At 57.0% G+C, this 18,615-nt stretch carries 17 protein-coding genes; 2 read left to right on the top strand and 15 right to left on the bottom strand.

Going from position 1 to position 18,615, the window contains the following annotated elements; genetic code table 11:
• Positions 1-70: 70 nt before the first annotated feature.
• The 14 genes from ptsG to yceD all read right to left on the bottom strand — a co-directional run bounded on the left by ptsG (position 71) and on the right by yceD (position 12,640).
• Positions 71-1,504: a PTS glucose transporter subunit IIBC gene (gene ptsG / locus GO007_RS05160; protein WP_095096426.1), complete on the bottom strand. Its 1,434-nt coding sequence runs from the start codon at positions 1,502-1,504 to the stop codon at positions 71-73.
• 304 nt (positions 1,505-1,808) lie between these two features.
• Positions 1,809-2,594 (bottom strand): metal-dependent hydrolase, encoded by a 786-nt coding sequence (locus GO007_RS05155; protein ID WP_095096423.1) that lies wholly within the window; start codon positions 2,592-2,594, stop codon positions 1,809-1,811.
• A 10-nt stretch (positions 2,595-2,604) separates the two neighbouring features.
• Positions 2,605-3,609 (bottom strand): DNA polymerase III subunit delta', encoded by a 1,005-nt coding sequence (gene holB / locus GO007_RS05150; RefSeq protein WP_095096420.1) that lies wholly within the window; start codon positions 3,607-3,609, stop codon positions 2,605-2,607.
• Positions 3,606-4,247 (bottom strand): dTMP kinase, encoded by a 642-nt coding sequence (gene tmk, locus GO007_RS05145; protein ID WP_095096417.1) that lies wholly within the window; start codon positions 4,245-4,247, stop codon positions 3,606-3,608. The genes holB and tmk overlap by 4 nt, the downstream gene beginning before the upstream one ends.
• Positions 4,237-5,259, bottom strand: a complete 1,023-nt coding sequence (gene yceG / locus GO007_RS05140) for a cell division protein YceG (RefSeq protein ID WP_095096414.1) — start codon at positions 5,257-5,259, stop codon at positions 4,237-4,239. Before yceG ends, tmk begins: the two co-directional genes overlap by 11 nt.
• A 2-nt stretch (positions 5,260-5,261) precedes the next feature.
• Positions 5,262-6,071, bottom strand: a complete 810-nt coding sequence (pabC, locus tag GO007_RS05135; RefSeq protein ID WP_095096411.1) for an aminodeoxychorismate lyase — start codon at positions 6,069-6,071, stop codon at positions 5,262-5,264.
• 131 nt (positions 6,072-6,202) lie between these two features.
• Entirely contained in the window at positions 6,203-7,444 is a 1,242-nt protein-coding gene (fabF, locus tag GO007_RS05130; RefSeq protein WP_095096408.1) for a beta-ketoacyl-ACP synthase II, read from the bottom strand.
• A gap of 89 nt (positions 7,445-7,533) precedes the next feature.
• Positions 7,534-7,770, bottom strand: coding sequence for an acyl carrier protein (acpP, locus tag GO007_RS05125; RefSeq protein ID WP_000103754.1), 237 nt, complete (start codon positions 7,768-7,770; stop codon positions 7,534-7,536).
• Positions 7,771-7,980: 210 nt separating this feature from the next.
• The gene (gene fabG / locus GO007_RS05120; protein ID WP_041144966.1) at positions 7,981-8,715 is read right to left on the bottom strand and encodes a 3-oxoacyl-ACP reductase FabG; all 735 of its coding nucleotides are present in this window, start codon (positions 8,713-8,715) and stop codon (positions 7,981-7,983) included.
• 12 nt (positions 8,716-8,727) lie between these two features.
• Complete coding sequence (gene fabD, locus GO007_RS05115) at positions 8,728-9,657, bottom strand: ACP S-malonyltransferase (protein ID WP_095096405.1); 930 nt, start codon at positions 9,655-9,657, stop codon at positions 8,728-8,730.
• Between the two features lie 15 nt (positions 9,658-9,672).
• Positions 9,673-10,626 (bottom strand): beta-ketoacyl-ACP synthase III, encoded by a 954-nt coding sequence (locus tag GO007_RS05110; protein WP_095096402.1) that lies wholly within the window; start codon positions 10,624-10,626, stop codon positions 9,673-9,675.
• A gap of 54 nt (positions 10,627-10,680) precedes the next feature.
• Positions 10,681-11,778 (bottom strand): phosphate acyltransferase PlsX, encoded by a 1,098-nt coding sequence (gene plsX / locus GO007_RS05105; RefSeq protein ID WP_095096399.1) that lies wholly within the window; start codon positions 11,776-11,778, stop codon positions 10,681-10,683.
• Positions 11,779-11,928: 150 nt separating this feature from the next.
• Positions 11,929-12,102, bottom strand: a complete 174-nt coding sequence (gene rpmF / locus GO007_RS05100) for a 50S ribosomal protein L32 (RefSeq protein WP_003857964.1) — start codon at positions 12,100-12,102, stop codon at positions 11,929-11,931.
• A gap of 16 nt (positions 12,103-12,118) precedes the next feature.
• Positions 12,119-12,640 (bottom strand): 23S rRNA accumulation protein YceD, encoded by a 522-nt coding sequence (gene yceD, locus GO007_RS05095; protein ID WP_095096396.1) that lies wholly within the window; start codon positions 12,638-12,640, stop codon positions 12,119-12,121.
• A gap of 141 nt (positions 12,641-12,781) precedes the next feature.
• On the opposite strand from yceD, the gene GO007_RS05090 reads away from it, so the two are divergent.
• Positions 12,782-13,366, top strand: coding sequence for a Maf family protein (locus tag GO007_RS05090; protein WP_095096393.1), 585 nt, complete (start codon positions 12,782-12,784; stop codon positions 13,364-13,366).
• A 72-nt stretch (positions 13,367-13,438) separates the two neighbouring features.
• Here GO007_RS05090 and rluC read toward each other — a convergent pair whose 3' ends face one another.
• Positions 13,439-14,392 carry a 23S rRNA pseudouridine(955/2504/2580) synthase RluC gene (gene rluC, locus GO007_RS05085; protein ID WP_189339823.1) on the bottom strand — a complete coding sequence of 318 codons (954 nt, stop codon included), beginning with the start codon at positions 14,390-14,392 and terminating at the stop codon, positions 13,439-13,441.
• Between the two features lie 822 nt (positions 14,393-15,214).
• Here rluC and rne point away from each other — a divergent pair.
• Entirely contained in the window at positions 15,215-18,580 is a 3,366-nt protein-coding gene (gene rne, locus GO007_RS05080; RefSeq protein ID WP_095096383.1) for a ribonuclease E, read from the top strand.
• Positions 18,581-18,615: the final 35 nt, after the last annotated feature.

Here is an 18,615-nt window from a genome sequence, read left to right as displayed (position 1 = left end):
TCCCTTTTTACTCGCTGAATCCATTAAAAAAGGCAGCCATTCGGCTGCCTTAGTCTCCCCACATCACAACTTAGTTGGCGCGGATGTACTCATCCATTTCAGTTTTCAGGTTATCGGATTTAGTCCCGAAGATTGCCTGAACGCCTGAACCTGCAACGACCACACCGGCAGCGCCCAGTTTTTTCAGGCCAGCCTGATCAACTTTCGCTACGTCAGCCACGCTAACGCGCAGACGGGTGATGCACGCATCAAGGTTAGTGATGTTTTCTTTACCGCCGAACGCCGCGATCAGGGCCGGAGCCATTTCGCTGGTTGCGCCCACTTTGCTGTCTTCAGTTGAATCTTCGCGACCCGGAGTTTTCAGGTCCAGCGCTTTAATCAGCACGCGGAAGACAACGTAGTACACGATCGCATAGCAGATACCGACAATCGGGAACAGCCACAGCTTGCTGCTGTTGCCGGACAGAACGATAAAGTCGATCAGGCCGTGGGAGAACGAAGTACCGTCACGCATACCCAGCAGGATACAGATCGGGAATGCCAGACCTGCAAGAATTGCGTGGATAACGTAAAGGATCGGCGCAACGAACATGAAGGAGAACTCGATCGGCTCGGTAATACCGGTCAGGAACGAGGTCAGCGCCGCGGAGATCATGATACCGCCCACTTTCGCGCGGTTTTCCGGTTTAGCGGAGTGCCAGATAGCGATAGCAGCAGCCGGCAGACCGTACATTTTGAACAGGAAGCCGCCGGACAGTTTGCCCGCAGTCGGGTCGCCTGCCATGTAGCGCGGGATATCGCCGTGGAAGACCTGACCCGCCGCGTTGGTGTATTCGCCAATCTGCATCTGGAAAGGAACGTTCCAGATGTGGTGCAGGCCAAACGGTACCAGGCAACGCTCAATGAAGCCGTAGATACCGAACGCCACAACCGGGTTCTGGTACGCAGCCCACTGAGAGAAGGTCTGGATAGCAGTACCGATCGGAGGCCAGATGAAGGAGAGGATCACGCCGGTGAAAATAGCGGCCAGACCGGAGATAATCGGCACAAAACGCTTGCCCGCAAAGAAGCCCAGATACTCTGGCAGCTTGATGCGATAGAAGCGGTTGAACATGTATGCCGCGATTGCGCCGGAAATAATACCGCCGAGTACGCCGGTATCAGCCAGGTGCTTAGCCGCAATCTCTTCAGCAGGTAGATGCAGAACCAGAGGGGCAACAACCGCCATGGTTTTCACCATGATGCCGTAAGCAACGACCGAAGCCAGCGCGGATACGCCGTCGTTATTGGTGAAGCCAAGCGCCACACCGATAGCGAAGATCAGCGGCATATTAGCGAATACCGAACCGCCTGCTTCTGCCATGACGTGGGAAACGACTTCTGGCAGCCAGCTGAAGTTTGCGGAACCGACGCCCAGCAGGATACCTGCGATAGGCAGTACGGAGACCGGCAGCATCAGCGATTTACCGACCTTCTGCAGGTTAGCAAATGCATTCTTAAACATAATTGAGAGTGCTCCTGAGTATTTGGTACTTTTTTACGTTTTCACGCATTGGCACGGGGGGAGAACCGTGCCGTGGACAGGACATCTAAGCGCCCTTTATTTATTACACAGAGTAAAATAATTGGCGGAATGATTGTTTGACGGCTATCACGTTTCAATCAGTCGGCGTGGGAAAGTTTACATCAACTTACATAAGCTGTATCTAAATGTAACCAAAAGCACGTCACCGCCCCTTTTGTGGCGGTGAACTTTACTCGCTTTAAGTATTAATTACGAGCCTTAAAATAATAGGAAGATCGGCAGGTTACAGGCGGGAGGGGTCGATATGGAACAATCTGGCGAAATTATCGGTGGTCTGCTGCGCCAGCTGCTCCAGCGAAACGCCCTTCAGAACCGCCATGTATTCGGCAACGTCACGAACCATCGCCGGCTGATTCTCTTTACCACGATGGGGAACCGGCGCCAGGTAAGGCGAATCGGTCTCCACCAGCAGGCGATCGAGGGGAACGTAGCGCGCGGCGTCGCGCAGCTGTTCGGCGTTACGGAACGTGACAATACCGGAAAACGAGATATAGAACCCCATGTCCAGCAATTTACCCGCGGTCTCTCTATCCTCTGTGAAACAGTGTAGTACGCCGCCGCAATCCGTCACTTTTTCTTCCCGCAAAATTGTCAGCGTATCGGCCCGCGCGTCCCGGGTGTGCACAATCACCGGCTTGTTTAGCTCACGACCGATGCGGATGTGATTGCGGAAGGACTCCTGCTGACGGGGCATGGTTTCCGGGGTGTAAAAATAGTCCAGCCCGGTCTCCCCCATCGCCACCACGCCCTCTTCCGCGGCCAGCTGGCGCAGCTCGTCGACGTCGTACGCTTCATCCTGGTTGAGCGGATGCACGCCGCAGGAGAAAACCACGTTGTCACGCTGCCCGACCAGCTCGCGCATCCCGCGATATCCCGGCAGCGTCGTGGCAACGGCAAGGAAGAACTTCACGTCACGCGCGGCGGCTTTCGCCAGCACATCGTCCACGTCTTTATGCAGGGTTTCATAATCCAGGCCATCAAGATGGCAGTGGGAGTCGACTAAAAACATAATGTCTCGCTCAGAGGTGGGAAACGGGGAGAACCGCCCCAGGTTGCAGGTAATGTTCCCAGCGCAGAAGGCGCTCGGTTAGCAGCAGTTCGCGGTTGACGCCGACCACGCTCAGCAGCTGCTCGCGGCAGGCGCTGACGTCCCGCGCAATAGCCTGCAGGCGGCTGGCCGGCAGCGCATGCGCCAGCTGGTTTATCAGGGTCCAGGCATCGGGGTTGCTCACCAGGGCGATCCCCTGCTGCCTTTTTTGCGCATCCAGCAGCAGCGATGCCAGCCAGTGCAGGCGAACGGCGGCCTGTTCATGATTCAGAATCGGCAGCAGCGTTAGCCAGTCGCCGTCGGTTAGTACGTTTGCCAGAGTCTGGATTAGCTGCTGCCGGGAGGCCCAGCGGCTCTCCTCAAGCAGTTCCAGCGCCGCCGCTGGCGCATTGGCGCTCAGGCGCAGCGCGGCCAGCAGCGCGTTTTGCTCCAGCCTCACCTCGCGCTCCAGCCACGCCAGACCATAGGATTCAGCAGGCGGAGCAAGATGATACAGGCGGCAGCGGCTGCGCAGCGTGGCCAGCAGCCGCGCGGGCTCCTGGCAGGCGAGGAAGAACCAGGTATTTTCCGGCGGCTCTTCCAGCGTCTTCAGCAGGGCATTCGCCGCCGCATCGGTCAGCAGCGCCGCGTCGCTAATCCACACTACCTTGGCGCCGCCGAGGCGCGAGCGTTCGTAGAGCTTTTCATTCACTTCGCGAACGGCGTCAATGCCGAGGGCGCTTTTTCCCTTCTCCGGCACCAGCGTGTAGTAATCAGGATGCGTACCGGCCTGCATCAGCTGGCAGCTATGGCAGTGGCCGCAGCTTTTGTGTCCTTCCGGCTGTCGGCACATCAGGTAGCGGCACAGCGCGTAGAGCAACGCATCGCCACCCATTCCCGGCAGGGCCTGCAGCAGTAGCGCATGGTGACCCCGCCCGGCCTGATAGCTGGTGACTAATTGCTCGAAAGGCGGGCGTAACCACGGATACCATTTCATGCGCGCTGCTCCGCCACCCACTGGCTGATAACCGCGCGGATATCGCGCGCGACCGCTTCCAGCGGCTGGGTGGCATCAATGGTGCGGATCGTCGGGTCCTGCGCCGCCAGCTCAAGGTAGCGCGCGCGGGTCCGGTTGAAGAAGTCCAGCGACTCCTGCTCAATACGATCGAGCTCGCCGCGCGCGCGCGCGCGCTTGAGGCCCACCGCAGGCGTCACGTCGAGATAGAGCGTCAGGTTCGGACGAAAATCGCCGAGCACCGCGTCGCGCAGCGTCGCCAGCATCGTCTGGTCAATGCCGCGGCCGCCGCCCTGGTACGCCTGGGTCGAGAGATCGTGGCGGTCGCCAATCACCCACTGTCCGCGGGCCAGGGCCGGCTTAATTACCGTTTCCACCAGCTGAACGCGGGCGGCATAAAACATCAGCACTTCGGCTTTATCATTAATCACTTCATCGCCGGTGGACTGGATATCGAGAACCAGGCTGCGCAGTTTCTCGGCAAGGATGGTGCCGCCCGGCTCGCGGGTAAACAGCAGATCGCTGACGCCGGATTGCTCCAGCGCCTCTACCACCAGGTTACGTGCGGTGGTTTTTCCTGCGCCCTCCAGGCCTTCGATAACGATGTAATTACTGCGCATTTTTTTCCTTAAGAACTTTTAAATAATCCTGAACCGAGCGGTTGTGGCTGGACAGATTGGTATTAAACGTATGCCCGCCCTTACCGTCAGCGACAAAATAGAGGTACGGCGTTTTCGCCGGATGCGCGGCGGCGGTCAGCGAGGCCTCTCCAGGCGCGGCGATCGGCCCCGGCGGCATGCCGCTAATCACATAGGTATTATAGGCCGTCGGAGTTTCGAGATCCCTGCGCGTCAGCTTGCCATTATAACCCTCACCCATGCCGTAAATCACCGTCGGGTCGGTTTGCAAACGCATGCCGATACGCAGGCGGTTGATAAATACCGACGCCACGCGGTCGCGCTCTTCCGGCACCGCCGTCTCTTTTTCGATAATTGACGCCATGGTCAGCAGCTGGTTTTGATCCTGGTACGGCAGGTTATCCATCCGCCCTTCCCACGCTTTGTCCACCTCGGCGACCATCTTCTGATGCGCCCGCTTGAGGATCGCCACATCGCTGGTATTGGCGGTATACATCCAGGTATCCGGCCAGAACCAGCCTTCCACCCAGTCCGGGTGTTCAAGATCGAGCGTTTTCGCTACCGTTTCATAGCTGTCGTCGGCCAGCGTATGCTTGACATACGGCGCGTCGCGCAGCTGGCGCAGATAGTCGCTCACCCGCATTCCCTCAACGAAACGCAGCGGGAACTGGGCCTCTTTGCCGCTGCCAAGCAGCTGGAGCATTTCGCGCACCGTCATTTTCGGCGTGAAGCGGTAGGTGCCGGCTTTGAAGTGCGACAGCTCCGGCTCAATCCGCAGCAGCCACTGGAAGACGCGAGGCCGGTTGATAACCTTATCACCGTACAGCTGCTGACCCAGCGCAATGCGCCCGGTGCCGGCTTCAAGGGTAAAGATGGTCTCTTCTTTGATAAGCAGCTTGCTGTCAGCGAGCTGGCGGACTTTCCACATGCCCACGCCTGCGGCAATGCCGAACACCACTAACAATAGCAGGATAAAACGTAACATTTTCTTCATGACTAACCAGACAGCTCACACAGTGGGGCTAAAAAATGATAAAGCTCGCGCGAGGACCAACGGCTCTCGTCCCAGCGGCGAACCGGCACCAGCGGCATCAGGGCATTGCAAATCAGCACTTCATCGGCATCGCGCAACGCATCAGGGCCCGTGGTGACTTCGACAACGCGAAACGGCGATTGTGCCAGCCTCGCGATACAATACTGGCGCATAATCCCGTTCACGCCCGCCTGGTCAAGACGCGGCGTAAATACCTCCATTCCCTTGCGCCAGAACAGATTCGCGGCACAGCATTCCGTAAGCCACCCGTCGCTGTCAAGAACCAGCGCCTCGTCAGCCTCCGTCTGCTCAAGATGAGAGCGGATCAGCACCTGCTCCAGGCGGTTAAGGTGCTTCAGGCCGGCAAGCGACGGGTTGCGCCCCAGCCGTATCGGGCTCAGGGTCAGAGCGATGCCCTCTTCGCGCCAGCGGGAATAGTGCGCCGGTAGCGGGGATACGCTGAGAATGCGGGTCGGCGCCTGGCACAGCGTGCCGCTATAGCCGCGGCCGCCGGAACCGCGCGTCAGAATAACCTTGAGGACGCCGCTTTTCTCGGTCTGCGCCAGGCGCAGCATTTCCTGTTCCAGCGTTTGCCAGTGGCTATAGGGGATCATCAGCTTTTCGCAGGCCTGCTGCAAACGCCGAAGGTGGGCAGGCAGCATCTGCACGCTATTTTCCACAATACGCGCGGTGGTAAAGCATCCGTCGCCAAACTGTATCGCTCGGTCGTTAGCGGCCAGGACGTCCTGTTCGCGGCCATTAATCAAGAACATAGTGGCTCCTTATCGGTGGCCCGCCAGTGTCGCAGGATGAATTACGCAGGACAAGCAGAGAAAGCTGAAGAAAAAAGAAGGCCCGCAATAAATGCAGGCCTGAGTCATGGCTGGGTGACGAGATTAACGGCTTAGACCTTTTTAAAGATCAGCGAACCGTTGGTGCCGCCAAAGCCGAAGGAGTTACACAAGGTGTACTCCATGCCGGAAACCTGACGAGCTTCGTGCGGGACGAAGTCCAGATCGCAGCCATCGTCCGGGTTATCCAGGTTGATGGTCGGCGGAACCACGCCATCGCGCAGCGCGAGGATTGAGTAGATAGACTCTACCGCCCCCGCGGCGCCCAGCAGGTGCCCGGTCATCGATTTGGTCGAGCTGACCATCACGCGGCGAGCCGCATCGCCAAAGACTGACTTAACGGCCTGAGTTTCCGCTTTATCGCCCGCTGGCGTCGAAGTACCGTGCGCGTTGACGTAGGCAATCTGGCCCGGCTCAATGCCCGCATCGCGAATGGCGTTAACCATTGCCAGCGCCGCACCCGCACCGTTCTCCGGAGGAGAGGTCATATGGTAAGCATCGCTGCTCATACCAAAACCAACGATTTCCGCGTAGATTTTCGCGCCGCGTTTTTTAGCGTGCTCGTACTCTTCCAGCACCACCATACCGGCACCGTCGCCAAGCACAAAACCGTCGCGATCTTTATCCCACGGACGGCTTGCCGCCTGCGGATTGTCGTTGCGGGTAGAGAGCGCGCGGGCTGCGCCAAAGCCACCCACGCCGAGCGGGGTACTGGCTTTTTCCGCACCGCCGGCAACCATTGCGTCGGCATCGCCGTAAGCAATGATACGCGCGGCCTGACCGATATTATGCACACCGGAAGTACAGGCGGTCGCGATGGAGATGCTCGGCCCACGCAGGCCAAACATGATGGTCAGATGTCCGGCCACCATGTTAACAATTGTAGACGGTACAAAGAACGGGCTGATCTTACGAGGTCCGCCGTTGGTCAGCGAGCTGTGGTTTTCCTCAATCAGGCCGAGACCGCCGATGCCGGAGCCGATAGCTGCGCCGATGCGGTCTGCGTTCTCTTCCGTTACTTCAAGACCAGAATCCTGCATGGCCTGAACGCCAGCGACAATTCCATATTGAATGAAGGCATCCATCTTGCGCTGTTCTTTACGCGAGATGATGTCATCACAGTTAAAATCCTTTACTAAGCCAGCAAATTTTGTTGCATAGGCGCTAGTATCGAAATGGTCGATCAGGCTGATGCCACTCTGACCGGCAAGGAGAGCTTTCCAGGTAGACTCTACGGTATTGCCGACAGGAGACAACATGCCCAGTCCGGTCACAACTACACGACGCTTAGACACGGTTGTCCTCCAGGGAGGGAAAATAAATTCTTGTGGGACAAACTAAAGATAAAACTCAGGCGGTCGAATGACCGCCTGGAGATGTTCACTTACGCCTGGTGACCGTTGATGTAATCAATGGCAGCCTGAACAGTGGTGATTTTCTCAGCTTCTTCGTCCGGAATCTCAGTATCAAACTCTTCTTCCAGAGCCATTACCAGCTCAACGGTGTCAAGAGAATCAGCGCCCAGATCTTCAACGAAGGAAGCATTGTTGGTAACTTCTTCCTGCTTAACGCCCAGCTGTTCGCCGATGATTTTCTTAACGCGTTCTTCGATAGTGCTCATACTCTTAAATTTCCTATCAAAACTCGCTTTCGCGATGGTTTTCGTAGTGTATAAAATGTTGAAAAATTTGCAACTAAATCCCGGCAGGTCTTACCACGATTTTACGCTATTTTGCGGCTGTTTGCCCTCATAACGCAAATCATTTTGCACAAAACCGTACGCGGAATCGCACAGACTGCGCGGTTCCTGAACGTTTTGCGCAAAACTCGGTCAGACCATGTACATTCCGCCGTTGACGTGCAGGGTTTCACCAGAGATGTAACCTGCTTCGTCAGAAGCTAAGAACGCAACCGCACTGGCGATTTCTTTTGCATCGCCGAGGCGACCCGCCGGAACTTGCGCCAGAATACCCGCACGCTGATCGTCAGACAGCGCACGCGTCATGTCCGTTTCAATAAAGCCCGGAGCAACAACGTTTACGGTAATACCGCGGGACGCGACTTCACGTGCCAGCGACTTACTAAAACCAATCAGACCCGCTTTCGCCGCAGCGTAGTTAGCCTGACCAGCATTTCCCATGGTACCGACCACAGAACCGATAGTAATAATGCGGCCGTGACGCTTTTTCATCATAGCGCGCATTACTGCTTTTGACAGACGGAAAACTGATGACAGGTTGGTTTCGATAATATCGTTCCACTCGTCATCTTTCATTCGCATTAACAGGTTATCACGAGTAATACCGGCATTATTAACCAGGATATCAACTTCACCAAACTCTGCGCGAATATTTCCCAGGACAGATTCGATAGATGCCGGGTCGGTCACATTCAGCAGCAGACCTTTACCGTTAGCACCTAAATAGTCGCTGATCGCCTGCGCACCGCTCTCGCTGGTGGCAGTACCGATAACCTTTGCGCCACGGGCAACGAGCGTTTCAGCGATTGCACGGCCGATCCCGCGACTTGCACCGGTAACCAGCGCGATTTTTCCTTCAAAACTCATGATATTCCTCTTTTATTGCTCAAGCGCCGCAGACAGCGCTGCGGGCTCGTTAAGCGCGGAAGCGGTCAGGGTGTCAACAATACGTTTAGTCAGACCGGTGAGGACTTTACCCGGGCCCACTTCATACAGATGTTCTACGCCCTGAGCTGCCATAAACTCGACGCTTTTGGTCCACTGAACCGGGCTGTACAGCTGGCGGATCAGCGCGTCGCGAATGGCGTCAGGCGCGGTTTCGCACTTCACATCAACGTTGTTCACAACCGGAATAGCCGGCGTGTTAAAGGTGATTTTTTGCAGTTCAACCGCCAGTTTTTCCGCCGCAGGCTTCATCAGCGCACAGTGGGACGGCACGCTAACCGGCAGCGGCAGCGCGCGTTTGGCGCCGGCGGCTTTACAGGCGGCGCCTGCGCGCTCTACGGCTTCCTTGTTGCCAGCGATCACCACCTGACCCGGGGAGTTGAAGTTGACCGGTGAAACCACCTGGCCTTCGGCAGACTCTTCGCAGGCTTTGGCAATTGACGCATCGTCAAGGCCAATGATGGCCGACATGGCGCCGGTACCTTCCGGTACGGCTTCCTGCATAAATTTGCCACGCATCTCAACCAGACGCACGGCGTCGGTGAAATCAATCACGCCGCTGCAAACCAGCGCGGAGTATTCGCCCAGGCTATGGCCTGCCAGCAGAGCCGGCGCTTTGCCGCCCTGCTGTTGCCACGCGCGGTACAGCGCCACGGAGGCGGTCAGCAGCGCGGGCTGGGTCTGCCAGGTTTTATTCAGTTCTTCTGCCGGGCCCTGTTGAGCAAGCGCCCACAGATCGTAGCCCAACGCCGCGGAGGCTTCACGGAAAGTCTCTTCAATAACGGAATAAGCTGCCGCCATATCTGACAACATTCCTACCGCCTGCGAGCCCTGTCCCGGGAACACAAAAGCAAATTGCGTCATCTCTAAATCCTTATACTAAAAACGAACCAGCGCGGAACCCCAGGTGAAACCGCCACCAAAGGCTTCCAGCAGAATCAGCTGACCACGCTGAATGCGGCCATCGCGCACCGCTTCATCCAGCGCACAAGGGACGGAGGCGGCGGAGGTATTGCCATGACGATCGAGCGTCACCACCACGTTATCCATCGACATTCCGAGCTTTCTCGCCGTCGCGCTGATAATACGCAGGTTAGCCTGATGCGGTACCAGCCAATCCAGGGCGGTACGCTCCAGATTGTTCGCCGCTAACGTCTCATCAACAATGTGCGCCAGCTCGGTCACGGCCACTTTAAAGACTTCATTACCCGCCATCGTCAGATAGATCGGATTTTCCGGTTCCACGCGATCGGCGTTCGGCAGCGTTAACAGCTCGCCGTAGCGGCCGTCGGCATGCAGATGGGTCGAGATGATGCCCGGCTCGGCGGATGCCCCCAGCACAACGGCGCCAGCGCCATCGCCAAAAATAATGATCGTCCCGCGATCGGCAGGATCGCAGGTGCGCGCCAGAACGTCAGCGCCAATAACCAGCGCGTAGTCTACCGCGCCGTTTTTGACATACTGGTCGGCGATGCTCAGGGCGTAGGTGAAGCCGGCACAGGCCGCAGCAACGTCAAACGCCGGGCAGCCGTTAATTCCCAGCATAGACTGAATTTGACAGGCCGAGCTTGGGAATGCGTGGGTGCCAGAGGTGGTCGCAACAATAATCAGACCAATTTGCTCCGGCTTAACGCCCGCCATATCCAACGCATTTTTTGCAGCTTCAAAACCCAGCGTAGCAACGGTTTCATTCGGTGCGGCAATACGACGTTCACGGATACCCGTACGGGTGACAATCCACTCGTCAGACGTATCTACCATTTTTTCCAGGTCGGCGTTAGTACGCACTTGCTCGGGCAGATAGCTGCCGGTACCAATAATCTTCGTATACATGTACGCTCAGTCACTCTTGGGTAACATACCCGCCTTGTTCAAACCGCTGGGGCGTCAGTCCTGCTCGTTCGTCCCGCTTTGCTGTCGGGAGTTCCCGTTTTTGCCGCCCCCCGGCAGTTCGAAGCCTGCTGGGTATAAAGATTCCAGGCGAGCGGCGATCCGTTGAGGTATCTGCCGCTGCACCGCCTGCACTGCCTGCTCTATTGCAACGCTAAAGGCGCGCTGATTGGCAGCACCATGACTCTTAATCACGGAACCGCGCAATCCTAACAGACAGGCGCCATTATACTGGTCGGGGTTGAGGTGACTGAATCGCCTTGCGAGGCTTTTTTGTAACCAACGTTTCAATAACAGCAGCCACCACGACCGTTTTTTGCCCTCTCCCTGCGATTTCAGCAGCGAAAGAAACATTCTGACAACACCTTCCATTGTTTTTAGTGTGACGTTGCCCGTGAATCCATCACAAACCAGAACGTCGGTTTTACCCGTCAACAGTTCATTGGCTTCAAGATAGCCTATATAGTTGAGAGACGGCAGCGTTTTCAAAACCGCTGCGGCGTCGCGAATGCTGCTGAGGCCCTTCATTTCTTCTTCGCCAATATTCAGCAGCGCGACGCGGGGATTTTCAATACCGACCACTTCTTCCGCCAGTACCGCCCCCATCACCGCAAACTGCACCAGCATTGTGCTGTCGCAGTCGACGTTGGCGCCAAGATCCAGCACCACCGTTTTACCCTTCTGCTGGTGCGGCAGTATCGTCACCAGCGCCGGGCGCTCAATCCCCTCAATGGGCTTGAGCAATAATTTCGCCAGTCCCATCAGCGCGCCGGTATTGCCCGCGCTGACGCAGGCCTGTGCCCGCCCCTCTTTCACCAGCTCGAGCGCCACGCGCATTGAGCTTCCGCGGCTGCTGCGAATCGCCTGCGCGGGTCGCGCATCACTGGCAATAACTGACTGCGCAGGAATAACCTGCAGACGCGAACGTTGTTCGAAATCAGCTTTGGCAAGTAATGGCGTGATGGCGTCGGGGTCGCCGACTAAAAGAAGTGTGAGTTGCGAATTAGAGATCAGTGCCTGCAGTGCTGCAGGCACCGTCACGGAAGGACCAAAATCGCCCCCCATGACATCTAACGCCAGGGTTAGACGTGTCAAGGTATCGTCGCTGCCCGGTTCGGTTATTCCCCAGTTACCTGGGGAAATCCTCACTAAGCTTCACCACGCTTATACTCGGTGTCCTTCACGCTGCAGAACCGTTAACTGCGCGGCCTTCCTGCAACACGAAATTCATAGAGTATCGCGTGATTACTTAGTGATAACCTTGCGACCGCGGTAGAAACCGTCGGCAGTGATGTGGTGACGCAGGTGTTTCTCACCAGAGGTTTTGTCTACAGACAGGCTGGTGACTGCGGTCAGAGCGTCATGGGAACGACGCATGCCACGTTTGGAACGGGTTGGTTTATTCTGTTGTACGGCCATGGACCTTACTCCTCAATTACTTATGCTTTAAGCTGGCTAATACGGCAAATGGGTTTGGCTTCTGTGCCTCTGCAGGCAGTTCACCAAAAACCATGTCCGCGTCGGACACTTCACAGTGTTCAGAATCATGCACCGGAACTACAGGCAAGGAGAGAATAATTTCATCCTCAACCAGCGCTTGCAGATCGATTTCACCGAATTCGTTAACCTCAATCGGCTCATACGCTTCCGGCAGTGCTTCGGCCTGTTCGTCATTTCTGACCGGGCTGAAACAATACGTTGTGTAGACATGACGGGGGAACGGTTTCCCGCAACGCTGACATTCGAGGGTTACTGAAACCTTCGCATCGCCGGTTATAACGGCAAGACGCTGGTTATCAATAGCGAACGACATGCTGCATTCCACATCGGTGTCCACGCTGACTACAGAATCGGCCACACGTGCTACCTGATCGCGAGCATAAATGCCCTGGTAATCAAGGCGTTTTTGAGCCGTGCGAACCGGGTCAAGAGTCAGGGGTAATTTTACTTTTTGCATAGGGCGCGCATATTAACTTTGTAATGTCATAGAGTCAAAGAAAAAGGCAGCCTCAGGTTGCCTTTTGCCATTTATTCGCACACATTGCGGCCCATAGTTTAAAATGATGCTCTTCGAAGCGCTATATGTGGATGAAAAAATATGTCTGAGCTTATCCTGGCGTCGACCTCACCCTGGCGGCGGATGCTGCTGGAAAAACTGGCGGTACCGTTTGAATGCGCGGCGCCTGAAGTCGATGAAACGCCGCACCCCGGAGAGTCCGCTCGCCAGCTGGTCGTGCGTCTGGCGCAGGCTAAGGCGCAAATTCTCGCCGCCCGCTACCCGCAGCATTTAATTATAGGCTCCGATCAGGTTTGCGTCCTTGATGGCGAAATAACCGGTAAACCGCATAGCGAAGAGAACGCCCGCCGGCAGCTAAGAAAAGCCAGCGGCACCATCGTGACCTTTTACACCGGGCTGGCGCTCTATAATTCGGCGAACGGCCATCTGCAAACCGAATGTGAGCCCTTTGACGTTCATTTTCGCCATTTAAGCGACCGGGAGATAGAGACCTACGTGCGCAAAGAGAACCCGCTGCACTGCGCCGGGAGCTTTAAAAGCGAAGGGCTGGGGATCACGCTTTTCGAGCGCTTAGAAGGCCGGGACCCCAACACCCTGGTTGGCCTGCCGCTGATTGCGCTTTGTCAGATGCTGCGCAGAGAAGGCTATAACCCGCTGCTAGCCTGATGCGCGGTTCCGTATCCTGAAAGTCACCGCCGCAGGCTCATCGGCCCGCGCGGTGAAAGCGGCGGAGTCCCGTTACTTCTTGTCGCGTAGCACCTGCAGGCAGCGTTTGAGCTGGCTATCCAGCGGCGCTTCAACGCGCATCACCTCCCCCGTCCCCGGGTGGGTAAATTTCAGCGCCGCGGCGTGCAGGAACAGGCGATTGAGGCCGGTGCCTGTGAGCTGCTTATCAAATTCCCGATCGCCGTAACGATCGTCAAATGCGATCGGGTGTCCGGCATACTGCGTGTGCACGCGAATCTGGTGGGTTCTACCGGTCACCGGGCTGCAGCGCACCAGAGTGGCGTCGGTAAAGCGCTCTTCTACCTTAAAGCGGGTTTCCGACGGCTTGCCTTCCTGATTGACGCGCACGATACGCTCGCCGCTTTGCAGGATGTTTTTCAGCAGCGGCGCCTGTACCACTTTGGTATGCGACTGCCACTGCCCGCGCACCAGCGCCAGATAATCCTTTTGCATCCCCTTTTCACGCAGCTGCTCATGCAGCGAACGCAGCGCGGAACGCTTCTTCGCCACCAGCAGCACGCCGGAGGTATCGCGGTCAAGACGGTGCACCAGCTCAAGGAAGCGCGCTTCCGGCCGCAGCGCGCGCAGGCCTTCAATCACGCCAAAGCTCAGGCCGCTGCCGCCGTGAACCGCGGTGCCGGAAGGCTTATTGAGCACCAGGATATGATCGTCTTCATACAGAATCACCTCAGCCAGAGCCGCTACTTTTTGCAGATGCGGGGAGACCGCGTCTTCCTCACGCTCGGCAACGCGTACCGGCGGAATACGGATCTCGTCGCCCGCTTCCAGCTTGTACTCAGGCTTGACGCGTTTTTTGTTCACCCGCACCTCGCCTTTACGCAGGATGCGATAAATCATGCTCTTCGGTACGCCCTTAAGCTGCGTACGCAAAAAGTTATCGATGCGTTGCCCCGCTTCATCAGCGGTAATGGCAACCATTTTCACGGTTGGGGTCTCAGTTTTCATGGTGCGCGATTCTAAATAGCCCGACGCATTAGCGCCACTCATTTTTATATGCTTATATTTATCATTATCCGGTTTTCATCGTGTGCATCATCGTCGTTTTGTTTGTTATTAGAACAATCTGTATACGCAGGTGATAAAACTGTGAGTAACCGGGTGATAAAAGGTAAAAGTCAACTTGCTATAACAAGCTTAGCAATGGAATAATGATGCCGTTTTCCGTGTTGAATCTTGTTAGAACAAGAGATTAGCGGAATGACCAATTTTGTCTGACCGATCATCAACGCAGCAATGGCGTAAGACGTATTGATCTTTCAGACAGTTAGCGGGCTGCGGGTTGCAGTCCTTACCGGTACAGGCTCTATGGATTTCACGTCGCAGGAAGGCGTCGACTCCGGGTATCCCCGGGAGCTCATTATAATCGCATGATTGTGATGAGCAGGTTAAGCCAACACGCCTGCAACGTGAAAAACGATAGAATATACGCAAAATTATTCGAGATGCGTCAAGGCAGCAAGAGAGTGAATCCCCGGAAGCCTGCATCGCCAGGTAACAGGGATGAACGAGCGCAGCCAGTGCAGAAGCAACTCGAAGCATGAAGTGTATAAATGGAATCTTCTCTGGTGATACATCCCAGGCAATTCCCCTGACAATTGCGCTGTGTTTCCGTTTGAAATGCAGGCGACCGACACTCTGCGCCTCTTAAGCGCGCGACAACCGTGAGGTTGGCGACGTGAAACAGACACGAGGCCATCGGTTTCCCCCGGCAAGGCGTTACTCTGCCCGCAGCTTAGTCGTCAATGTAAGAATAATGAGTAAGTTACGATGAAAAGAATGTTAATCAACGCAACTCAGCAGGAAGAGTTGCGCGTCGCCCTTGTTGATGGGCAGCGCCTGTACGACCTGGATATCGAAAGCCCCGGGCACGAACAGAAAAAAGCGAACATCTACAAAGGCAAAATCACCCGTATTGAACCTAGCCTGGAGGCCGCGTTTGTTGATTACGGCGCCGAGCGTCATGGTTTCCTCCCTCTTAAAGAAATTGCCCGCGAATACTTCCCAGCCAACTATAACGCTCATGGCCGTCCTAACATTAAGGATGTGCTGCGTGAAGGTCAGGAAGTTATTGTTCAGATTGATAAAGAAGAACGTGGCAACAAAGGCGCCGCGCTCACTACCTTTATTAGCCTGGCAGGCAGCTACCTGGTACTGATGCCGAATAACCCGCGCGCCGGCGGTATTTCCCGCCGCATCGAGGGTGACGATCGCACAGAGCTGAAAGAAGCGCTGGCCAGCCTTGAGCTGCCGGACGGAATGGGGCTGATTGTGCGCACCGCGGGCGTCGGCAAATCTGCCGAAGCGCTGCAGTGGGACCTGAGCTTCCGCCTGAAGCACTGGGAAGCTATCCAGAAAGCCGCTGAAAGCCGCCCGGCGCCGTTCCTGATCCACCAGGAAAGCAACGTTATCGTGCGCGCGTTCCGCGACTACCTGCGTCAGGATATCGGTGAAATTCTTATCGATAACCCGAAAGTGCTTGAGCTGGCTCGCCAGCACATCGCCGCGCTGGGTCGCCCGGATTTCAGCAGCAAAATTAAGCTCTACACCGGTGAAATCCCGCTGTTCAGCCACTACCAAATCGAGTCGCAGATCGAATCCGCTTTCCAGCGTGAAGTTCGTCTGCCGTCCGGCGGCTCTATCGTCATCGATAGCACCGAGGCGTTGACCGCGATCGATATCAACTCCGCCCGCGCAACCCGCGGCGGCGACATCGAAGAAACCGCCTTCAACACCAACCTTGAAGCATCCGACGAAATTGCCCGCCAGCTGCGCCTGCGCGACCTCGGCGGTCTGATCGTTATCGACTTTATCGATATGACCCCGGTACGCCACCAGCGTGCGGTGGAAAACCGCCTGCGCGAAGCCGTTCGTCAGGATCGCGCGCGCATCCAGATCAGCCATATTTCTCGCTTTGGCCTGCTGGAAATGTCGCGTCAGCGCCTGAGCCCGTCGCTCGGCGAATCCAGCCATCACGTCTGCCCGCGCTGTAGCGGCACCGGCACCGTACGCGATAACGAATCCCTGTCGCTCTCCATTCTGCGCCTGATTGAAGAAGAAGCGCTGAAAGAGAACACCCAGGAAGTTCACGCGATCGTTCCTGTGCCAATCGCCTCCTATCTGCTGAACGAAAAACGTGCGGCGGTAAGCGCTATCGAAACCCGTCAGGGCGACGTGCGCGTGATCATCGTGCCAAACGACCAGATGGAAACCCCGCACTATTCCGTGCTGCGCGTGCGCAAAGGCGAAGAGACCTCTACCCTGAGCTATCTGCTGCCGAAGCTGCATGAAGAAGAGATGGCTCTGCCGGCTGATGAAGAACCGGCGGAACGTAAACGTCCGGAACAGCCGGCTCTGGCAACCTTCGTGATGCCGGATGCTCCGCCGGCGCCCGCGCATGAAGAGCCTGCAGCCGTCGCTGTAGCCGCCAGCGCCCCGACCGCGGCCGCTGCCTCAGCCCCGGCTCAGCCTGGCCTGCTCTCCCGCTTCTTTGGCGCATTGAAAAACCTCTTCTCCGGTACGGAAGAAGCCAAACCGGCTGAAGTCCAGGAAGAGAAAAAAGCCGAAGAGAAGCCGGAACGCCAGCAGGAACGTCGTAAACCACGTTCTAATAATCGCCGCGATCGTAACGATCGTCGTGACAATCGCGAAGGCCGCGATAGTCGTGATAACCGGGAAAATCGTGACAACCGCGATAACCGTGCTGACCGCGATAATCGCGCCGATAATGGTGAAGGCCGTGAGTCCCGCGAATCTCGCGAGGAAAACCGCCGTAACCGTCGTGAGAAACAGCAGCAGAACGCCGAGCAGCGCGAACCTCGCCAGGCTACCGGCGACGAAGCGGAAAAAGCGAAATCCCGCGACGAGCAGCCGCCGCGCCGTGAACGTAACCGTCGTCGTAATAATGACGATAAGCGTCAGGCACCGCTGGAAGCAGTTAAAGCACAGGATGAGCCAGTTGTTCTGCCGGAAGCTGAGCAGGAAGAGCGCGTTCAGAACATGCCGCGTCGTAAACCTCGCCAGCTGGCCCAGAAGGTTCGCATCGAATCTGCGGTAGCGGAAGTCGCCGTAGAGGCAGCTGAAGCTGTGGTTGAGAAAGCGCAGCCAGCAGTCGCGGCACCGCGTACTGAACTGGCGAAAGTTGACCTGCCGGCGGTGGTTGAGACTCACGTCGAGCACGAAGAGAACGGCGAATCTCGTGATGCTAACGGTATGCCACGTCGCTCTCGTCGTTCGCCGCGTCATCTGCGCGTCAGCGGCCAGCGTCGTCGTCGTTACCGCGACGAGCGTTATCCGACCCAATCGCCGATGCCGCTGACCGTAGCCTGCGCATCGCCGGAAATGGCTTCAGGTAAAATCTGGATCCGCTACCCGGTTGCCCGTCCGCAGGACCAGCAGCAGGAAGAGCCGCAGGTTCAGGCTTTGGTTGCCGAAGCCGCGGCGCCAGTCGCTATCGCTGAGCAGAGCGTTAGCGAACCGGCAGTAGCTGAAGTCATCGCCCCGGTAGTGACCGACGTCGCCGCCAGCGAAGCCGAAGCGCCAGAACCGGCTCAGCAGGTTGTTGCCAGCGAACCGCAGGCGGCGCCTGAGGAAGTCGTTGCTGAGACCGTAGCTGAAGCCGCCGTTGAAGTTGAAGTTGAAGCTGAAGACGTAGCTGAGCCAGCCGTCGCCGCTGAATCTGCAGCCGCAGACGAAGCCGCCGAGGTTGAGCAGGTTGCCGCCGAGCCTGAAGCCGCCGTCGTTGACGAAGCACCGGCAATCCAGACAGCCGCACCGGCTGAAGTGGAAGAAACCGTAGCTGCGCAGGGCGTTGACGAAGCGCCGACAGCAGCAGCGGTGGTGGCAGCGGAAGAAGCGGCAGCGCCGCAGGTTGTTGACGAAACGCCGGCAGCAGCGGCTCCGGCCCCTGTCGCCGCGGTGGCGCCAGCTCCCGTCGCTGCAGCGGTTATCGTTTCTGAGCGCCACGCTACCGCACCGATGACCCGCGCCCCGGCTCCGGCTTACGAACCGGAAGCACCGCGTCGCAGCGATTGGGTTCGTCCGTCGTTCGCGTTCGATGGCAAAGGCTCTGCCGGCGGCCATAGCGCAACTCATCAGGCTACTGCGGAACCTACCCGCCCACGGTCCGTCGAGTAAGCGTTAAGCCTAAAAAAACCGGCCTATATGGCCGG

The sequence above is a fragment of the Klebsiella sp. 10-1 genome (assembly GCF_009758445.1).
Lineage (GTDB): Bacteria > Pseudomonadota > Gammaproteobacteria > Enterobacterales > Enterobacteriaceae > Klebsiella > Klebsiella scottii.
This window is presented reverse-complemented; position numbering and strand designations above follow the sequence as displayed.

What these genes read in the sequence shown, in the direction of transcription:
- ptsG (WP_095096426.1), bottom strand. Translation starts at nt 1,504, where the DNA reads ATGTTTAAGAATGCATTTGCTAACCTGCAGAAGGTCGGTAAATCGCTG.
- GO007_RS05155 (WP_095096423.1), bottom strand. Translation starts at nt 2,594, where the DNA reads ATGTTTTTAGTCGACTCCCACTGCCATCTTGATGGCCTGGATTATGAA.
- holB (WP_095096420.1), bottom strand. Translation starts at nt 3,609, where the DNA reads ATGAAATGGTATCCGTGGTTACGCCCGCCTTTCGAGCAATTAGTCACC.
- tmk (WP_095096417.1), bottom strand. Translation starts at nt 4,247, where the DNA reads ATGCGCAGTAATTACATCGTTATCGAAGGCCTGGAGGGCGCAGGAAAA.
- yceG (WP_095096414.1), bottom strand. Translation starts at nt 5,259, where the DNA reads ATGAAGAAAATGTTACGTTTTATCCTGCTATTGTTAGTGGTGTTCGGC.
- pabC (WP_095096411.1), bottom strand. Translation starts at nt 6,071, where the DNA reads ATGTTCTTGATTAATGGCCGCGAACAGGACGTCCTGGCCGCTAACGAC.
- acpP (WP_000103754.1), bottom strand. Translation starts at nt 7,770, where the DNA reads ATGAGCACTATCGAAGAACGCGTTAAGAAAATCATCGGCGAACAGCTG.
- fabG (WP_041144966.1), bottom strand. Translation starts at nt 8,715, where the DNA reads ATGAGTTTTGAAGGAAAAATCGCGCTGGTTACCGGTGCAAGTCGCGGG.
- fabD (WP_095096405.1), bottom strand. Translation starts at nt 9,657, where the DNA reads ATGACGCAATTTGCTTTTGTGTTCCCGGGACAGGGCTCGCAGGCGGTA.
- GO007_RS05110 (WP_095096402.1), bottom strand. Translation starts at nt 10,626, where the DNA reads ATGTATACGAAGATTATTGGTACCGGCAGCTATCTGCCCGAGCAAGTG.
- rpmF (WP_003857964.1), bottom strand. Translation starts at nt 12,102, where the DNA reads ATGGCCGTACAACAGAATAAACCAACCCGTTCCAAACGTGGCATGCGT.
- yceD (WP_095096396.1), bottom strand. Translation starts at nt 12,640, where the DNA reads ATGCAAAAAGTAAAATTACCCCTGACTCTTGACCCGGTTCGCACGGCT.
- GO007_RS05090 (WP_095096393.1), top strand. Translation starts at nt 12,782, where the DNA reads ATGTCTGAGCTTATCCTGGCGTCGACCTCACCCTGGCGGCGGATGCTG.
- rluC (WP_189339823.1), bottom strand. Translation starts at nt 14,392, where the DNA reads ATGAAAACTGAGACCCCAACCGTGAAAATGGTTGCCATTACCGCTGAT.
- rne (WP_095096383.1), top strand. Translation starts at nt 15,215, where the DNA reads ATGAAAAGAATGTTAATCAACGCAACTCAGCAGGAAGAGTTGCGCGTC.